The sequence below is a fragment of the Phyllobacterium sp. GQ127 genome (genome assembly GCF_059758635.1).
On sequence record NZ_JCAXDZ010000001.1, the window covers coordinates 279,450 to 295,506 of the forward strand.

At 53.4% G+C, this 16,057-nt stretch carries 24 protein-coding genes; 21 read left to right on the forward strand and 3 right to left on the reverse strand.

Going from position 1 to position 16,057, the window contains the following annotated elements:
• Positions 1 to 75 precede the first annotated feature (75 nt).
• Genes AC6CHM_RS01495 through lysC form a run of 21 tightly spaced genes read left to right on the forward strand, consistent with a single transcriptional unit; the run spans position 76 to position 13,028 of the window.
• Positions 76 to 432, forward strand: coding sequence for a hypothetical protein (locus AC6CHM_RS01495; protein WP_498171725.1), 357 nt, complete (start codon positions 76 to 78; stop codon positions 430 to 432).
• Complete coding sequence (locus AC6CHM_RS01500; RefSeq protein ID WP_498171726.1) at positions 429 to 749, forward strand: head-tail joining protein; 321 nt, start codon at positions 429 to 431, stop codon at positions 747 to 749. The genes AC6CHM_RS01495 and AC6CHM_RS01500 overlap by 4 nt, the downstream gene beginning before the upstream one ends.
• On the forward strand, positions 749 to 1,213 hold the full coding sequence (locus AC6CHM_RS01505) for a hypothetical protein (protein WP_498171728.1): 465 nt from the start codon (positions 749 to 751) through the stop codon (positions 1,211 to 1,213). Before AC6CHM_RS01500 ends, AC6CHM_RS01505 begins: the two co-directional genes overlap by 1 nt.
• A 53-nt stretch (positions 1,214 to 1,266) precedes the next feature.
• Positions 1,267 to 1,698, forward strand: a complete 432-nt coding sequence (locus AC6CHM_RS01510; protein ID WP_498171729.1) for a phage tail tube protein — start codon at positions 1,267 to 1,269, stop codon at positions 1,696 to 1,698.
• Positions 1,695 to 2,117, forward strand: coding sequence for a hypothetical protein (locus AC6CHM_RS01515; RefSeq protein ID WP_498171730.1), 423 nt, complete (start codon positions 1,695 to 1,697; stop codon positions 2,115 to 2,117). The genes AC6CHM_RS01510 and AC6CHM_RS01515 overlap by 4 nt, the downstream gene beginning before the upstream one ends.
• A gap of 26 nt (positions 2,118 to 2,143) precedes the next feature.
• The gene (locus AC6CHM_RS01520) at positions 2,144 to 2,329 is read left to right on the forward strand and encodes a phage tail assembly chaperone (RefSeq protein WP_498172630.1); all 186 of its coding nucleotides are present in this window, start codon (positions 2,144 to 2,146) and stop codon (positions 2,327 to 2,329) included.
• On the forward strand, positions 2,326 to 4,104 hold the full coding sequence (locus AC6CHM_RS01525; protein WP_498171732.1) for a hypothetical protein: 1,779 nt from the start codon (positions 2,326 to 2,328) through the stop codon (positions 4,102 to 4,104). Before AC6CHM_RS01520 ends, AC6CHM_RS01525 begins: the two co-directional genes overlap by 4 nt.
• Positions 4,104 to 4,718, forward strand: coding sequence for a hypothetical protein (locus AC6CHM_RS01530; RefSeq protein ID WP_498171733.1), 615 nt, complete (start codon positions 4,104 to 4,106; stop codon positions 4,716 to 4,718). Before AC6CHM_RS01525 ends, AC6CHM_RS01530 begins: the two co-directional genes overlap by 1 nt.
• Positions 4,715 to 5,323, forward strand: a complete 609-nt coding sequence (locus AC6CHM_RS01535) for a DUF2163 domain-containing protein (RefSeq protein WP_498171735.1) — start codon at positions 4,715 to 4,717, stop codon at positions 5,321 to 5,323. The genes AC6CHM_RS01530 and AC6CHM_RS01535 overlap by 4 nt, the downstream gene beginning before the upstream one ends.
• Positions 5,320 to 5,721: a DUF6950 family protein gene (locus AC6CHM_RS01540; protein WP_498171736.1), complete on the forward strand. Its 402-nt coding sequence runs from the start codon at positions 5,320 to 5,322 to the stop codon at positions 5,719 to 5,721. Before AC6CHM_RS01535 ends, AC6CHM_RS01540 begins: the two co-directional genes overlap by 4 nt.
• On the forward strand, positions 5,721 to 8,693 hold the full coding sequence (locus AC6CHM_RS01545) for a phage tail protein (RefSeq protein ID WP_498171738.1): 2,973 nt from the start codon (positions 5,721 to 5,723) through the stop codon (positions 8,691 to 8,693). Before AC6CHM_RS01540 ends, AC6CHM_RS01545 begins: the two co-directional genes overlap by 1 nt.
• Before the next feature lie 55 nt (positions 8,694 to 8,748).
• The gene (locus AC6CHM_RS01550) at positions 8,749 to 9,048 is read left to right on the forward strand and encodes a hypothetical protein (RefSeq protein ID WP_498171739.1); all 300 of its coding nucleotides are present in this window, start codon (positions 8,749 to 8,751) and stop codon (positions 9,046 to 9,048) included.
• Positions 9,048 to 10,061, forward strand: a complete 1,014-nt coding sequence (locus AC6CHM_RS01555) for a gp53-like domain-containing protein (RefSeq protein WP_498171740.1) — start codon at positions 9,048 to 9,050, stop codon at positions 10,059 to 10,061. The genes AC6CHM_RS01550 and AC6CHM_RS01555 overlap by 1 nt, the downstream gene beginning before the upstream one ends.
• 3 nt (positions 10,062 to 10,064) lie before the next feature.
• Positions 10,065 to 10,586 (forward strand): hypothetical protein, encoded by a 522-nt coding sequence (locus AC6CHM_RS01560; RefSeq protein WP_498171742.1) that lies wholly within the window; start codon positions 10,065 to 10,067, stop codon positions 10,584 to 10,586.
• Between the two features lie 10 nt (positions 10,587 to 10,596).
• A complete protein-coding gene (locus AC6CHM_RS01565; protein ID WP_498171744.1) occupies positions 10,597 to 11,031 on the forward strand; it encodes a tail fiber assembly protein in 435 nt (144 codons plus the stop codon).
• 26 nt (positions 11,032 to 11,057) lie between these two features.
• On the forward strand, positions 11,058 to 11,582 hold the full coding sequence (locus AC6CHM_RS01570; RefSeq protein WP_498171746.1) for a peptidoglycan recognition protein family protein: 525 nt from the start codon (positions 11,058 to 11,060) through the stop codon (positions 11,580 to 11,582).
• Positions 11,583 to 11,586: 4 nt separating this feature from the next.
• Complete coding sequence (locus tag AC6CHM_RS01575) at positions 11,587 to 11,820, forward strand: hypothetical protein (RefSeq protein WP_498171748.1); 234 nt, start codon at positions 11,587 to 11,589, stop codon at positions 11,818 to 11,820.
• A 4-nt stretch (positions 11,821 to 11,824) separates the two neighbouring features.
• Positions 11,825 to 12,013 carry a hypothetical protein gene (locus AC6CHM_RS01580; protein WP_498171749.1) on the forward strand — a complete coding sequence of 63 codons (189 nt, stop codon included), beginning with the start codon at positions 11,825 to 11,827 and terminating at the stop codon, positions 12,011 to 12,013.
• Positions 11,991 to 12,476 (forward strand): hypothetical protein, encoded by a 486-nt coding sequence (locus tag AC6CHM_RS01585; RefSeq protein WP_498171751.1) that lies wholly within the window; start codon positions 11,991 to 11,993, stop codon positions 12,474 to 12,476. The genes AC6CHM_RS01580 and AC6CHM_RS01585 overlap by 23 nt, the downstream gene beginning before the upstream one ends.
• A complete protein-coding gene (locus tag AC6CHM_RS01590) occupies positions 12,473 to 12,835 on the forward strand; it encodes a hypothetical protein (protein WP_498171752.1) in 363 nt (120 codons plus the stop codon). The genes AC6CHM_RS01585 and AC6CHM_RS01590 overlap by 4 nt, the downstream gene beginning before the upstream one ends.
• Complete coding sequence (gene lysC / locus AC6CHM_RS01595) at positions 12,801 to 13,028, forward strand: Rz1-like lysis system protein LysC (RefSeq protein WP_498171754.1); 228 nt, start codon at positions 12,801 to 12,803, stop codon at positions 13,026 to 13,028. The genes AC6CHM_RS01590 and lysC overlap by 35 nt, the downstream gene beginning before the upstream one ends.
• Before the next feature lie 49 nt (positions 13,029 to 13,077).
• Here the strand turns inward: lysC and AC6CHM_RS01600 are convergent, their stop codons facing one another.
• From AC6CHM_RS01600 to AC6CHM_RS01610, 3 genes are read right to left on the reverse strand one after another with little or no spacing between them, the layout of a single operon-like run.
• Positions 13,078 to 13,260, reverse strand: a complete 183-nt coding sequence (locus AC6CHM_RS01600) for a hypothetical protein (protein WP_498171755.1) — start codon at positions 13,258 to 13,260, stop codon at positions 13,078 to 13,080.
• Complete coding sequence (locus AC6CHM_RS01605; RefSeq protein WP_498171757.1) at positions 13,257 to 15,161, reverse strand: methyltransferase domain-containing protein; 1,905 nt, start codon at positions 15,159 to 15,161, stop codon at positions 13,257 to 13,259. The genes AC6CHM_RS01600 and AC6CHM_RS01605 overlap by 4 nt, the downstream gene beginning before the upstream one ends.
• Positions 15,158 to 16,048, reverse strand: coding sequence for a glycosyltransferase family protein (locus AC6CHM_RS01610; protein WP_498171759.1), 891 nt, complete (start codon positions 16,046 to 16,048; stop codon positions 15,158 to 15,160). The genes AC6CHM_RS01605 and AC6CHM_RS01610 overlap by 4 nt, the downstream gene beginning before the upstream one ends.
• Between the last annotated feature and the right edge of the window lie 9 nt (positions 16,049 to 16,057).

The following is a 16,057-nucleotide window of genomic DNA, read 5'->3' on the forward strand; positions in this document are numbered from 1 at the left end:
GCGGATTTCCAGATCGCTGCACCCCCGCGGTGCAGCGATCGCCAGTCTTTCCCGAAGCAAACAGGAGCCAGTCAGATGGCAAAGAATGAAAAAACTATACGACAGGCATATCCGGCAACGATCATTGTAGACGGTGAATCAATTGCGCCTGGAACTGCGGTCACCCTGCCGGAATCGGAAGCGAACAGCATCGCCGCAAATTTCGGCGTTATTTCCGCAACTGCCGAGCACAAGCGTTCCTCCGGCAAGTCGCAAGGGCCTGACCTCGGCGTTTTGGAAAAGGCCGTAGCTGATGCCCGCGCCACTTATGATGCGGCTGAAACGGCCTTGAAAGCCGAGAACTCCGGCGACAAGGAAGCCAAGGCGTTCGAAGCGGCTGAAAAGGCGCTGGACAAAGCAGAGGCAGCATTGGCCGAGGCCAAGGGTCAGTGATCCGTCCCGCCATCTTTTCACCGTTGGGGGCGGCATTTGTTGCCGCCCTCGGCAATGTTGACGCGACTGTCACTGTGGGCGGCGTCCCGCTGCCCAGCTTGCGCGGTATTTTTCGCGGGGTTCGCGAAACCGATCTACTCGACCTTGAAGGTGTCAGCGCTGAAGGCGTAAAATATGTATTTTCCGCGCAGGGTCATCTTCTCGACGGTATCAAGCGCACGGACACCGTTTTAATTGCCGGGAAAACCTACGGGATTGTCGGCCACATTGATGATGGCCGCGCCATGAAAAGGCTTTATCTGAGCGAGGATGAGTGATGGTTCACGTCCGCCAGCAAATCCTTGACGAATTCCGTGAACGGCTAGCGCCGGTCGCTACCGAAGTTGGCGGGAACGTATCGCCGATGCGTACCGGCTCGGTTCCGGAAGAAGATATGCCCGGTTTCACCGTGCTCTATACCAATGACACGTCAGAGCCTGACGGCATTGTTTTTGATGAGGTCACCGGCGAGGAACTCACCCGCTACAATCATAACCTGACGGTCAACATCGTCCTGCATTTCAAGGGCAGGAAAGACCCATCGCGCGAATTTGATGCTCTGGCGGAACGCGTTGAAGTCGCCCTGCCACCGTCTACCCTTGGCGGTCTTGCCATTGATGTGCTGTTGACCGCTACCGATCATTTCATAGATCCGCAAACGGCCTTGAGCCTCGGCGCAGGCCGCATGGTGTTTGCCGTCCGCTACCGCACCTTTGCTGGCGTGCCTGACCGACCAGCCTGACCAAAACGGCAAACCGTCCGGCAAAAACCTTTCATTAACCATAGGAGATGACCATGGCCCTCGGTCGTGAGCTTGTTATCAAACGCAGAATGCCGCCTGTTGCCCCGGAAACGGAAGGCTTGTTTGTTTCGGTCTGTGTGACCGAAGCGCGCTCGCTGGAAATCAACAACGAAGAAATCGACATCACCAAGCCAAACTGTGCCGATCCCGGCAGCAAACTTGTGCTGGCGCTGATGTATGGCGTTCAGCGCATCAACGTCCAGATCGACGGTGCGGTTGTCAACAATACTGCCCGCGCAGCGATGACGGCAGATGCGGTCAATCAGGTGCTGTCGGAATACCAGATTGTTGTGCCTGGCGTCGGTACGTTCGAAGCAAATTTCCTCGTGTCTTTGACATTCTCCGGCGACAAAACCAACGAGCTGCAATGTCAGGGCCGCATGTCGGCAACCGGTGTTGTCGGCTTTGAGGCAATTGCACCATGATGGATGCGATCGCCAACCCGCTGCGCGGCGAAGCGGCCTGCAAGATCGGGTCAGTTGATATCGTGCTTGTCGTCGAGTTTGCCCGCCTTGCGACACTTTGCGAGGTGGCAGGTTGTGACACGATGGACCTGCTCTATACGCGGTTGATCGGCTTTCATCCGAAAACCGTCATTTCAGCCATCCGGGTTCTGACCATTCATCCGGACGGCGACAAGGAAGCCCGCGAGCTTGCCTACAAGGCAATCGGCGAATTGACCGGAGCTGATGAACCTGAATTTCGCGATGCCATAACCATGGCGCTCAAGGGCCATATCGATGCTGGAAAGAAGCTTCGGGGAGAACCTGATATTCTTTCAGATCTTGAAGCCGCCGTGCAGAGAGCAGCCTCCGGAAAAAAACGCAAAAGCCCTCGCTTGTAGCCGACAGTATCGGCCAGTGCCAACGCATTGCGACGGGTATCCTGAAATGGTCACCCTCGCAGTTTTGGCGCTCGACATGGCCGGAGCTTGAGGCTGCGATCGAAGGGCATACCGGCAAGCGTAGCGACGAAGTGATCACGCCGGAACGGGCGCGTGAAATCGTCAGACATTACCCGCCGACAACCAGCATCCGAAAACAGGTGACGACATGAGCCGCACGGACATTATGGCGTTCATCGGCGCGAACGCTCAAGGCTTCTTTGATGCCATGCGGCGTGTTCGCTCCGATACCAAGAACACTGCCGACAAGGCGCAGCGGGATTTTTCGGGATTATCTTCCGGCATTAACCGCTCGCTGGGCATGGTCAAAGGTGCTCTTGCCGTCGCCGGGGTTGGTTTCAGCATTCAGGGCATAACGCAAACCATATCCGAATTTGCTGATCTTGACCGCGAGGCAAAGCGGGCTGGTGTCAGTGTCCGGGCGTTTCAGGAATTGAAATTTGTCGGCGAGCGCAACCGTATTGAAGTCGACGCCATGGTCGACGGCATCAAGGAACTTAGTCTGCGCACGGATGAATATCTGCAAAATGCTGGCAAGTCCGGCGTTGCAGCGGAATCCTTCAAACGTCTCGGCTTCACCGTTGATGAAGTGGCGGTCAAACTGCAGGACCCCTCAGCCCTGTTTACCGAGATTATTGGCAAGCTGCAAAAGCTCGATCGCGCTGCGCAGATTCGCATTGCCGATGAATTGTTCGGTGGTTCTGCCGGTGAACGCTTTGTCCAGCTGATAGATCAGGGTGCTGAAGGCATCCGCGAGACCATTGCCGAAGGTCATCGCCTCGGCGTTATCATTGATGAAGAATTGATCCGCAAGGCAACCGAGCTCGACCAGGCGTTCAATACGATCGTCACGACTGTCGGCAGCAATCTGAAACAGGCGATTGTCACCGCAGCCGACCAGCTGCGCTACTTCATTGACCTTTTGAATGATGTCGACAGCCGCAGCATATCGACGCTTGAACAGCAGCTCACGACGAAACGCAAGCAACTTGCCAAAACCGACAGGTCCACAATGGCCCGCTTTGTCGTCAATGGTTCCGACGGCGGCGGCATTGACCGGCTCAAAGCTGAAATTGCTGAAATGGAAAAGGTCATTGCCGACCGCAAGGCGGCAGCTGAGGAAAAACCGATCAAGCTTGCTCCGATAACAATCGGCTCGGGCGAAAGCGGCGACGGCTCGCGCAAACCCAAGATTACCGAGGCTGAACGCGAAAAGAAGGCAATCGAAGAACTGATTGAAGCGCTGGAAACCGAAGCGGCGGTCGCCGGATTGTCGGATGAAAAGCGCGACATTGAAGTTGCGTTGCGCAAGGCGGGTTCTGCCGCGACCGCCGATCAGAAAGAAAAGATCGAAAGCCTTATCGAGACGCGATACCGGGAAGAAACGGCGTTAAAGGCTGTTGAAGATCAGCAAAAACGCAATGCCGATGCTGCCGAGGACTTCGCCGACATGGCGATGGATGGCATCGACGAAATTATTGACGGGACTTTCTCGGCAGAAAAAGCTTTGTCCGGGCTGGCGAAATCCATGGCACGGGCATTGCTAACCGGGCAGGGGCCATTTGCAAATCTGTTTGGTACCACGTCTGCAACCAGTGGCCTTGGTGGTTTCTTCAGCATGTTCTTCGGTGGCCCGAAGGCTGCGGGCGGGCCTGTCTCTCCCGGAAGCTTCTATAAGGTCAACGAAAAGGGTGAGGAGTTTTTCAGTCCCGGCACGCATGGAAGCATAATCCCGGCTGGCGGTGGCGGCTCCGGCGCAGGTTCTGGCGGTGCGCCCATATTCCATATCGATGCGCGCGGCTCCGAAGCCGGCGTTGAACAGAAAATCAAAGATGCAGTGAGCGAAGCTCTCGACCAATACGACCGTGGAAACACGGCCCGCGTAGCGCAGGGCTATTCGGAAGCTGCAAGACGGAACATGATCTGATGGCCGCAGAAGCACTCCCCAACGTTGGTTTCCGCGCCATGCGTTTTGTGATCGGCGACGAAGGCGCAGCTTCGGCATCTGGCGGTCATCTGTTCAATATCGTCCGGACCAATGATCCGCTATGGACGCTCAATTGCGAGACACTTCCGCTACGCGAGCCGGATGTGCAAAAAGTTCTGGCATGGAAGGAACGCAGACGTGGCAGTCTTCGCTCTGTTCTCGGTGTGCAGAATACCATTTGCCGCCCACGTGCGCATGCCGATCCGGCAAATGCCAGTCCGGCCCGCACAACCGGAACCATCACGGCAATCAACGGCAATGCTATCACGTTTGGCGGGGTTCAAGCAGGACTAGTTCTCGCGCCGGACGATATGTTCGGCATCAAGCTCAATGAATTCCGAGCGCTTTGCCGCATCCAGACCGTCAGCTCTCCGACTGCCAATTCGCGTTCCGTCACCGTCGAACCGATTCCGCCAGACTATGCGGCAAAGGTGGGCGCGACCGTCATCTTTGAAAATCCATCGCTAGTAATGCGGCTTGTCCCCAATTCATTCACGCCGCCATCCGGCAATCTGCCAGTGATGAGCTGGCAGCTTGTGGAGTCAATTGCATGATCAACCATTCTGCAGAAGTTCTCGAACTGCTCGACAAGGGGCTTTGCGATGTGCGCGGCCTGCTTCGTTTCGAGTTCGGCACCGGAACGTATGGTTTTATCCGTGGTCGTTCAGTCTTCACCTACGGCGGCCTCGACTATGTGCCTGGCGGTGTCATTGAAGTGTCAGACCTGCCGGGCGGCACTGGGCTTGAAGCGCGCAAATTCACCATCCGGCTTGCGGCATCACCGGAAGATGCTTTGACACCGGCGGTCTTGCAGACAATCGAAAACGAAGACTATCGCGACCGGCCTGTCCGCATCTACGACGCCTTCTTTCATCCCGATACCGGCGCACTGATCGATGTTCGCGGCATTCGTCGCGGCTATGTAGACGTGATTGATCACGAGGAAAACGACAAGGACGGCTACACGCTTGTCGCCAATTGCGAGACACGCGGTCTGGACTATTCCCGCACCAATGGTCGCGTGCGCTCCGATGAAGATCAACAGCGCCGCATTGCCAGCATCAAAACGCAGCTCGGCATCGCGCGCGACCGCATACTTGAACACGCAGTCACGCGCGGACGGGTCGAAGTGTTCTGGGGAAGGACATCCAAACGATGAGAGTGAACGGTTGGGAACGTCTGCTGACCGCAGCCGTCGAGAAACATATGGCGCTGCCCTCGCAATATGGGATTTCCGATTGCTTTGTTTTTCCTATGGACTGCGTCGAGGCCATCACTGGTGAGCGCTTCTGGTCTGATTGCCGCCAGTACCGGACGGAACTAGGTGCGGGCAAGTCGCTGCGTCGCAAGGGTTTTGCCAATGTCGAGGAAGCCTTTCGGTCCAAGTTTGAAGAGATCCCTGTGCTCACTGTGCAGCGTGGCGATATCGGAGTCATCGAGATTGATGGCATTGTTTCGGGCGGCGTATTTACACCGCTTGGCTTTGCCGTACGTGACACGCAACGCGTGCAATTCCGCCCTGTCACCGATGCTAAGACTGCTTTCAGAGTGATATAATGCCATTTATCGCTCCCATCATAGCTGCAATCGCGGCACCCATAGGCTCGTTTCTGGCGGGCATCGGGATTGTCGGCAAGCTGGCGATCGGCCTCGGGCTTAACCTTGTCTCGGCTTATCTCGACAAGAAAGCGCAGGAAAAGGCAAGAAAAGAAGCTGCCGGCGTGCAGTTCGACAAGCAGTACGGGCAGGATGTGCCGCGTCAGGTGCCGGTCGGAACGGTCGGCCAGGCAGGGCATGACTGCTATGTTAATACGTGGGACAAATCGAACAAGCGGCTGCAAAACCTATACATTCTCGGTGACTGGCCAAGCGGTGGTTTGACCGATCGCATCGGCATCAATGGCAAGTGGGAAGTTCTCGGGCCTATCGATGATGAAAAAGGCCGTGGCGTCAAAGGCGAATGGGAAAATCTCATTTGGGTGAGGGATATTCCCGGAAGCCTCGCGCAGCCTGTTGATCCATATTTGCTGGCGCATGCCAATCCGCAGACCCGATGGACTGTCGAGCATCGCGGCATCGGTATGGCGATGGCGGTCGTTACGCTGAAATATGATCAGGAAAAGAACAATCAGTTTCCGGAAATATTCTTCGAAAACCGGGGCAGCGTCTTTTACGATTTCCGCAAGGATAGTTCGGTCGGCGGCAGTGGTCCGCACCGCTGGAATGACGTATCGACGTGGGAGCCCACAAGAAACCCCATGGTTGCACTGTACTGCTACATGCGCGGCCTGAAAGTGGGTGATGACCTTTTCTGCGGCATGGGCATACCGGCTGCTGACCTTCCGCTGTCGAAATGGTCATTGGCTATGTCGCTGTGTGACGAGACTGTGGAAAACGAGCCGCGCTATCAGGTTGCAGCAATACTGGATTGCGGTCCTGATGCGACACACCGGACAAATGTGGAATCGCTCCTGAAATCCTGTGGCGGCTATATGATGGACGGTGTTGACGGTATCTGGCCTGTCGTCGGGTCGGATCAGCCGATCGTTGCCACTTTGACCGATGATGACATTGTGCGTCCGCGTCGTGGCCGGTTTCAGCGCTGGCGCTCCCAAGGGCAACTTGTCAACAAGATCTCGGGAACGCATCCCAACCCTGACAACCTTTGGGCCATGGAAGGCTATCCGGCGCAAATTGCCACAAACCTTTTGGCGTCGGATCGCCGCTCGCGTGATGTGCCGATGGACTTCCCCATGGTGCCGTCGAAACGTCAGGCGGCGCAACTGGCTTCCATCTATTTGTTGGAAAACCGGCTGGAAGCAACTGCATCGTGGACATTCCGCCCGCGCTGGATGGGCTTGGAAGGCGGCGATTGGATCAGACTGAATTCCAAACGCTACGGCAACTTCACATTCATGATCACTGATTCATCCCTTGCTTCATTGGATTCGGAGGGGCCGCGCAATATCAATGTGCAGTTGCAGGAACGAAATGGCAGCATCTACGACGCGACTGCCAATCCGGACATTCTGTTTCCGCCTATACCAAGCGACCCGCCCGATTACCTGTCGGAAGTGCAGAATTTCAGCGCAGTGGGCGTCGTTGTCGATGTTGGCGACGGCAAGAAATACGTTGCCATCCGAACGCAGCGCGATCCGATCGAGGATGACACTGTCGTCGCGGTTGATTTTCGCTATTGGCCGACATTGCAGCCCGCCGTTATCTTCAATCATTCTGCCAAGGCAGACGTTCAAGTTGTGCCATTGGTCGAGGGCGTCGTTTCTAAAACCCAGTATCAAGTGCAAACAAGGCTTGTGACCGATCCGCCAAGGGTTGTTCCTTGGGCAGCACCTTTCCCGGTTACTACTCCGGATCAACCTTACACAGACGCCTACCCGCCTGGCGTAATCGAGGATGTAATTAAGAAGCTCGATCAGAAGCTTGCTTGGATCGGAAATTCATTGCGAATTGCTTCCGATGCGCGCCAGCAGCACATGAACCTGATTACCGAAGCTGGCGCTCAATCGGAGAATGATAAGAAGGAACTTAAAGCGGAGGTTGGAAACTTCGCGGCGACGTTCACCCAGCAAATATCAGTTGTTGCCACAGATACAGCAGCAGCGGTTTTCAGCATTACCGAACTCACTGCCCGCATGAATGATCCTGAAACGGGTCTCGCTGCTCTCGCCACGATCACCAACACACTGTCAGCTTCTGTCAGCACCATTGATGGGGAGCTTACAGCAGTAACCCAACGGGTTGATGTCAACGAGGCGAGAGTCGGGAACTTTTACGCCAACGGCATTTTTCGGTTTGAACAGATTGCAACAATGGCGGGGGCGCTATCCACTGGCGCCATGAGTGTGTCTGCCACAGGGACGGGACCGACAAGTCAAGCTGCCATCATACTCAATGCCATCGCAGGAGGATTGAGTGAAGCTCTTGTCTATGCCGATCGCTTCGCGGTTATCAACGGAACTGACAAGAAGTATCCATTGATATTTCAAGGTGGCGTTCTCTACCTCAATGACGTTCGGGCAAACAATCTCGCGGCTATTTCGAGCGTTCTCGGCAATGTTGATATCAGCAATGCCGTCATCGGCAATCTGATCGTAAATACTTCGAACCTCGGATTCCGTGCTGTTACGGCAAACATAAGTTACAGTTTCCCGACGCAGACAGGTACGCAAACCTCATGGACAGTGGGCGCTTCAGTAACCACGCAAAACCCAGAGCAGGTCCCGGTCTTCTGTGAGTATAGCCTATATACGAACGTCAAAAGCACGACCGGGTTCTCCAACTTTGCCGAGGCGAGATGGCGTCACGTTGAAAGCGGCGCAATTCTAAAACAAGTATCGAACTTTATAAGCAACGCCGGGGAAGCCGTTCTTAACGACGCTGGCTTTTTCCTGCATGACGCGCCCGCTTTGGGCACGAACACTTACATTCTGGAGTATCGAAACCAGACACAAGGTCCGAACTTTGCCCAAGTAAGGGCATTCGTCAAATCCATTTGGTGGAAGAAGTAACTCCAGACCCAACAATCCAACTGCTGCGTCCCGCTGATCGCGGGCAGGAGAAACCATGTCAACTGATCAATCTGTGGAACCCCGCCCCTTCGAGGCTATGGCTGCTGCAATGACACCGCCAGAGCCTGCTATTCAACCCATAGATCATGCTGAAGAGTTGATGGCGCTCAAATCCTACTACGAGGCTCGAACTATTGGTCTTCGCGGGGCATTGCGGCGCGAAACAGAAAAAAATGCGGAACTTCTGAAAATCAATGACGAATTGTCCGCGCAACTAGCCGATGCACAAAAGGGAATGGAAGAGCTTCGCGAAGAGTTCGCGGAGATTGCAGCCAAATCCGGAAAGGCGCACTGATGGCTGAGAATACAGATATCATTGACGGCACAGTAGCTGTTACAGAAGGCACTAAGATTGTCACCGGCGTTGACACGCTATGGCTTTCTGACGGAATTCAGCCCGGCGATCTATTCGGCAGCGACGGTCATCCTCGCGCTCGCATCGATACTGTCAACAGCAACACCTCCCTCACGCTCAAGGATAATTGGCGGGGTCCAACGTTACCTGCTGGTTCGCCTTACTGGATACGGTATCAGGCGGACAGTTCGCGCTATTCGGTGTTGCTTGGTCAGGTTCGCAAGATGCTGTCTCAGGCGACATTGGCTGCATTCTCGGCTCTGAATGGGGCAGCCAACAAGCTTCCATATTTCATCGACGCAACCACGATGGGCCTTGCGGACTTCAGCGCAAATGCTCGCGCCACCTTGGCCAATGCCAAAGCATGGACCACATCGCTCTTCGGCCTGACGATGGCCGCTGACAAGCTAGTTTATGGCACTGGCGCAAACACCGTAGCGTTGGCTGACTTTACGGTGCAGGCACGCGCGTTGCTGGCGGCTGTTAGCGTTGGCGATCAGCAGGCGGTCCTCGGAATATCCGCATTCATCAAAACTTTGCTAGACGATCCGAGCGCAAGTGCTGCGCAAACTACGTTAGGCATCTCTAATTTCATTAAAGCTCTGCTCGATGATACCGATGGCGGAAGCGCTCTCGCGAGCTTGGGTATCACTAAAAATCTAACCGGCAATGGTGGATGGTACCGCTTCCCAAGCGGCATCATGGTACAATGGGGGAGCACGTTTAACGCTTTGTCGGATTTTGCCACGGCCTTTCCGGTTGCCTTTCCCACCGCATGTGTCGGTGTCTTTCAAAACCCGAACTTCAACACAGCAAGTACGAATGCCTATGTCATCAACACCAGCAACGTAAGCGCTTCGACGTTCGATACTAGAGCGCGTGCAATTTCCAATGGTGGTCTTTTGTCGGCACAGGCCAATCTTCCCTTTTTCTGGATAGCGTTTGGATTCTAGACCATGACAAAATTCGCAGTTTTCACCAATGAAGGTTTTCCGGCTGGGTTCTATATCGAGGAGCTTCACGGCAATCGTATGCGTCCTGTTTACGGGCCTGTCCCGGAACCAACAGAAGATGAACCAAATCCTGTTGCCCCGGTGATTGGCGAAGAGCCAAACCCGGATTGTTGCATACCGACCAACGCAATTCCTATTACTGAACAGCAATGGCAAGCGTTCATTAACAACAACGGTCGGCGCAAATGGTTGGATGGCCATGTCGTGCCTTACGAGCCACCGGCTCCCGAACCCGTCATCCCTGACCGCCTGTCCCGGCGTCAATTCCGCCTTGCACTGATCGACGCCGGTCTGCTCGAACAGGTCGAGGGCTGGGTGGCTACCCAAGATATTCGCACGCAAGCAGCCTATGCGGATAGCAGCACGTTTCTGCGTACGGATGAAATGCTGCAGCAAGGGTTTAGTGGTCTTGGCTTCACGGAAGAGCAGATCAATCAGTTCTTCACAAGCGCTGTGAACCTCTGAGGCTCAAACTATGAAAACGCTTCAGGAAGTGCAGAACTGGCTCAATGCTGTGGCATACAGTTCGCAGGCCGGGGCTACCAGCACGGGCATTACCGCTGCTGCCTTTAACCGCGATGATACGGTAGAAATTATCCGCAACGGCAGGGCGCAGACCATCCTATTCGACGTGGTGGATGGCAAGGCGCAAAACACACTTAGTCAAGAGGTTCTGGACTGGATTGCCAAAGGGAATGAGATCAAAACCTTTGATACTGCGATCCTCGTTGATGAAGCATGGGCGACTCTGCGCGCCCGGCGCAACGCCATCCTTTCCGAAACCGACTGGACGCAAATGCCCGATGCGCCAGTTGATACGGCAGCATGGGCAGCGTACCGGCAAGCACTTCGTGACTTGACCAACGGTCTGGACGATCCGTTGCAAGCCATCTGGCCTGAAAAGCCCTAACCACCCTTTCAAATCAGGAAATCGCTATGAACATTCCAACGGAATGGATGCCGAAGGTATCCATGCTGCGCATCATCTGTCACTGGACGGCTGGCGGGCACAAGGCGAGTAAATTTGACCGCGAGCACTATCACCTCCTGATTGAGGATGATGGAAAGCTCATTCGGGGCATCACCTCAATCGCCGATAACGTCAACATCGCGGACGGTAAATATGCCGCCCATACAAAGGACTGCAACACAGGTTCGATCGGTATTTCTCTGTGCTGCATGGCTGGCGCTGTTGAAAATCCTTTCAGTTCCGGCAAGGCCCCTATGGTGCGCGCCCAGTGGGATGCGCTGACAACGGCAGTTGCTGAACTCTGTCGGCAATACAAAATCGCCGTCACGCCCAAGACAGTACTTACGCACGCCGAAGTGCAGACAAATCTCGGCATCCCCCAACGTCAGAAATGGGACATAGCGCGTCTTTCATTCGATCCATCGGTGAAGGGTGCGAAGGCGTGCGGCGACAAGCTGCGAGCCGAAGTGTCCGCCAAACTCAAGGGCTAATCAAATGGAAGGGACAGGACCTGTTGATGCAGTTGTTAATCTGCTGATTGGTCTCGGTCTGCCGGGGGTGATTATCATTGCCCTCGGGTTTGCCGTGCACCGTCTTTACAACCGCAATCAAGAACTACTCGACACGATGGTCGAAACCGGCCGCGAAACCGTCAAAGCCCAAGAAGCTGCAACAGCGTCGATCAACAGGCTGTCCGATTTGCTTCTACGCGGCAAAGTACCGGAGTAAGCGAATGGGACTTTTCCAGAGAATTTTCAACCCGAATGACGGCTCGCGCCGGGCTGTCGTCGCCCGTGTCATCGAGGCGCGAAAAGACGTTGAACGAGCCGCCAACCGCCTCGAAGTGGTGGTCGCGGATTTGCTCGAAGAAAACGACCGCATAACAGGAAGGAAGCGAAATGTTCAAAAGCCTCGCTCTTAATCGCGTGCTTTACGGGATCGTGCTCGGCACTTCCCTGTTCTTTGCGTTGCGGATGATCTTCGCGCCGGTTGAACTTATCATCTTCTTGAATGGCATATTCGCGGGATCGATTGTTGCCATTCTCGTGGCCTACGGCAAGCTGATCTGGTACGCGCTGCTTGGTATAGGGGAATACAATCGCGTTCGGCAGATGACCATCGGTTTCGTGGTTTGCTGGTGTGCCATCTGTGTCGGGGCATCGAACTCTATCTACCTACGCTCTATGGGCGCTGACATTCCCATGACGGACCTGACAGCCGCCGCACGCTATCTCAGCATTATCGCAGCCATGCTTCAGGTGACTGCGCCGGACTTTGGCCTTGGTCTCTTCCATGGACGCGACAGACGCGTACTTTGGGCAAGCGTGACCATCGGCCTTCTCGTTGCCATCGTAACAATAACACTTCAGCAGTGGGGGACATGATGACCTGGCTGAAACTCACCCCTTACTTTGTCATCGCCGCTCTGGTTGTCGCGGTGCTTTGGTATCGCGGAAATCTTATTGATGCTGAAGCTGAACAGGCGAAGGCAACCGCTGCTTTGTCTGTCGCGAAGGAATCAAATGCTCAACAGGCAAAAGCCATTGAGCAGCTCACGGCGCGAAAGGCGCGTGACGATCAGATCCTCGCAGATATTTCTACAAAGCTCTCTGGCATCAACCAAAGCCTTGCCAAAACCAATGAAACAATTTCAGGACTGGAAAAAACCGATGCAGACGTTCACAAGTATCTTGATGAGCCTATTCCTGATGCTTTGCGCCGGGTGCTCAACAACCAGCCCTGAAGCATATCAAGCAACAAAGATTGTTGAAGTTTATCCGCCTTCCGCCTTGATGGCACCATGCCCGAAACCATACCGCGCGGTAAAAACTACCGGCGATTTGGTCAAGCGTCTCAATGCAACGGAAAGTGCACTGAGTACGTGCTCCGCTCAGGTCGATGGGATTAGGTCTTGGCGAAGTTCACCGCCGTTCTGAATTTTCGCCTGGCGGCGCTTTACATTAGTATTAATCAGCTTCCAGAGCGTCAGTCAGATTGCTCATCCAGCTTGGCAATCCTGGCAACAGCGTCAGGATGCAATGCCTGGTATGGCGAGATGTATTTTTGCTCCCAGATTGCCCACTTACGTCCATCATCCGAAATGCGATTAAGTTTTATTTCATTGGGAATAGCCGCCATTTCGCGTGCGAAAGGGTCAGAATCGCTCATGATCTATGTAATCCCCTCAATTTTGTGCCAATTCTCCTAAAGCCATTGGTCAAACGCCATGAAGTGGAATTCTTTAATTGAGAAACGGCATTTTCCAACTGCTCCTCCGTGAAATATAAACAGTCGCTGAACTTAAGGCCAGATCCGCGCCCGACGAGAATTTGTGACATGCGCAACGGCTTCGTTAGCTTCCATGAAGTCGAGTTAAGTATAGCATAAATTTCACGAGTATTCTTTTGCATGTTCCCGTATTCGGAAGGCCTGTTTGAATGACCGGTTTGTCTTAGAATACTGGTTTCATGAAAAAGATTGTCGCGCTCATCAACGAGTTTTAGAATCCTTCGAAGTGAACCTGACGGCAAGAGAAGAGGTCTAGTATCTAACTTCTGTTCGATGCGGAGATGATTAACCCTCCACTCATGTTCGGCATGTGCACTCTTTGAATTATTCAGATCAAACCACTGGTAGATTCCGGTAATCACTGGATTGGAGCCAACACCGACAACTGCCGCGACGCGCAATATATAGTCCCAATCCTCTGTGGTCGTTAACTCTTCGTCAAACCTCATGTTCAAGTCATGGAACACGCCTCTGGGGAATGCGAGCGTATTGTTGGGTGACTGATTTTGTTTGAGGTGGTCAATAAAATCGAAAGTAGAGGCGTATATCTTTTGGAATGAGCCGATCGCGCGGACACCGTTCCGCTTATCGATTGCCACCGTCTTTACAGACTGCAAAACAGCGACGCAACGAAGCAAGCAGCCGTCATGCTTCTTCGATACTTTTTCGAACTCCTCTACCCAATTTCCTAGGGGTATGTCGTCATCGTCTTGAATTGCAATGTATCTACCGTTTGCATTTTCAAAGCCCACGTTGAGTGGATGAGTCCGATTCCCTTCAAAAACTCGAATTAAGCGAGTTTTCTCTCGGAGCCAGCCTGGAAGGTCCCCGATTACCCGTTCGACCGCGATTTGTTGTTCGACTGAAAGCTTATGACCAGCAATTATCACCTCAAAGTCGCGACACGTTTGCGCGGCTAAACATGTAAAGTACTCTGTGAGGCAGTGAATTCTGTTGCCCTGCGTTCTAGTGACGATGGTCAAGAACGGACGCGGCGTCTCCCTTTCAGTCACGAATGGTGGTGTTTGTATTTTCTCTCCCGGTAGGCAAGCTACTACAATCTGGTTGACTAAGTCTTGGTCGTCAATCTTTCCTCGTATCGTCTTGAGGAACGACCGGAGCATTGTTGCGTCTTGTAGTACGGGATGTTCAGGGGGGAAAAACTGATCGCTATGGTTCATCCGAACGTCTTTGCGATCGACAATGTGCAGACCTGAATATCGCAGAGTATTGGTTAGAGATTTTTCGTCAAACATGCGCACATGGGTGTGATCTAAGAGGCCGGCGTCTGTGTAGTTCAGTCTGCCGAGGGCCAACTTAAAGCCGATATCGCGATGCACCATGTTTGGCACGCTTATTACAACAACAGAACTATGGGCCTTGGCCACATCGTATAGCGCAGCAAGAATCTCTTCGCTGTTTGGAAGATGCTCCAACGTATCGAGTAGGGTGATTGAGCCTACGGTTCGCTCACCAATTATACGACGCAAAAATTCTACGTTCGTGCTCTGATCCGTGAGGGTGAACTGATGTGTTTCAAAACCCCGCGATTTGAGTGATGTTAGGCCGTTGGCATTCGCATCAATGCCAACGTACTTCCTTCCCAATTGGGAGGCAATTTCATCAGCGATGCTTCCGTAACCGCATCCGATGTCGAGGTGAATGGTTGCGTCATTAAGGGGCGCCGAATCCAAGTTTCTCTTTAAGAGCTCCAACGCATGCCCATAAACATTGTCAAAGGCATAATCGTTTTTGTATTCATGGAACGGGTTGGTGATCACAGCGCGTACCTATGTTTTGCGTAGTTGCCATTAATAAACTGCGCGATTTTATGATCTGGATCACGTTGAAGCGGAAGGAGATTCGCATCCTTTCGGCGCTCGTACTCGGTAACTGCTCTTTTCTGGAACTCATCACCGTGATCCAAAAAGCTTTTAACAATATGCTCAGTTAAATCAGACCGGGACCACTTGTGGGCCAAGAGGAGTGCAGCTTCTGCGGAATAATACCGTTCTGTAGAAGTAGTCTGCCATGTGCCTTCGTTTGAAAGCCGTTTATCATGAAATACAACAGCGGATGGCCGGAATACCACTCGCAAGCCAAGCTCCCACACCCGCCAAGAGAAGTCGACGTCGTCGCAATATAGAAAAAAAGTATCAGCGTCGAAGCCTTTAAGTCTTTCGAATGTGGCTCTGTGCACCATCGCGCTAGCTGTGCTCGCCCAAGACGTGTCCCCGGTAGCCTCATCATAGTCTTTTGGGTGCTCAATCGGGAGCTGTTTGGCCTCCACGAAACCAATACTCTTATCTGAAAAAGGAGCCACCAAGTTTTCTAATAGCCGAGGGGACGGTACAATGTCGGGATTTTGAATCAAAATAAAGTCGGACTCACCGCTTTTTGCGAGCCTGTTATGGCCTGCAGCCGATCCAAGGTTAGCTCCGAAAAAGTCGTAACTTATTGTGATGTTATGAAATTTCTCCCTCAGTGCTTCTAGTCGTTCTTCAGACAAGCACGGATGGGGAGAAGAGTCGCCATAGGCAACCATCATCTGGGTGATACCAAATTCACGACCGAGCTGGGCTGTTCTATCGATACTTTCGAGAGATCTAACTATTGCGTCGAATTCGTTATTGAAAAGAACGGATTGTTGTTGAATGGATACGGCCATCAGTTTTTA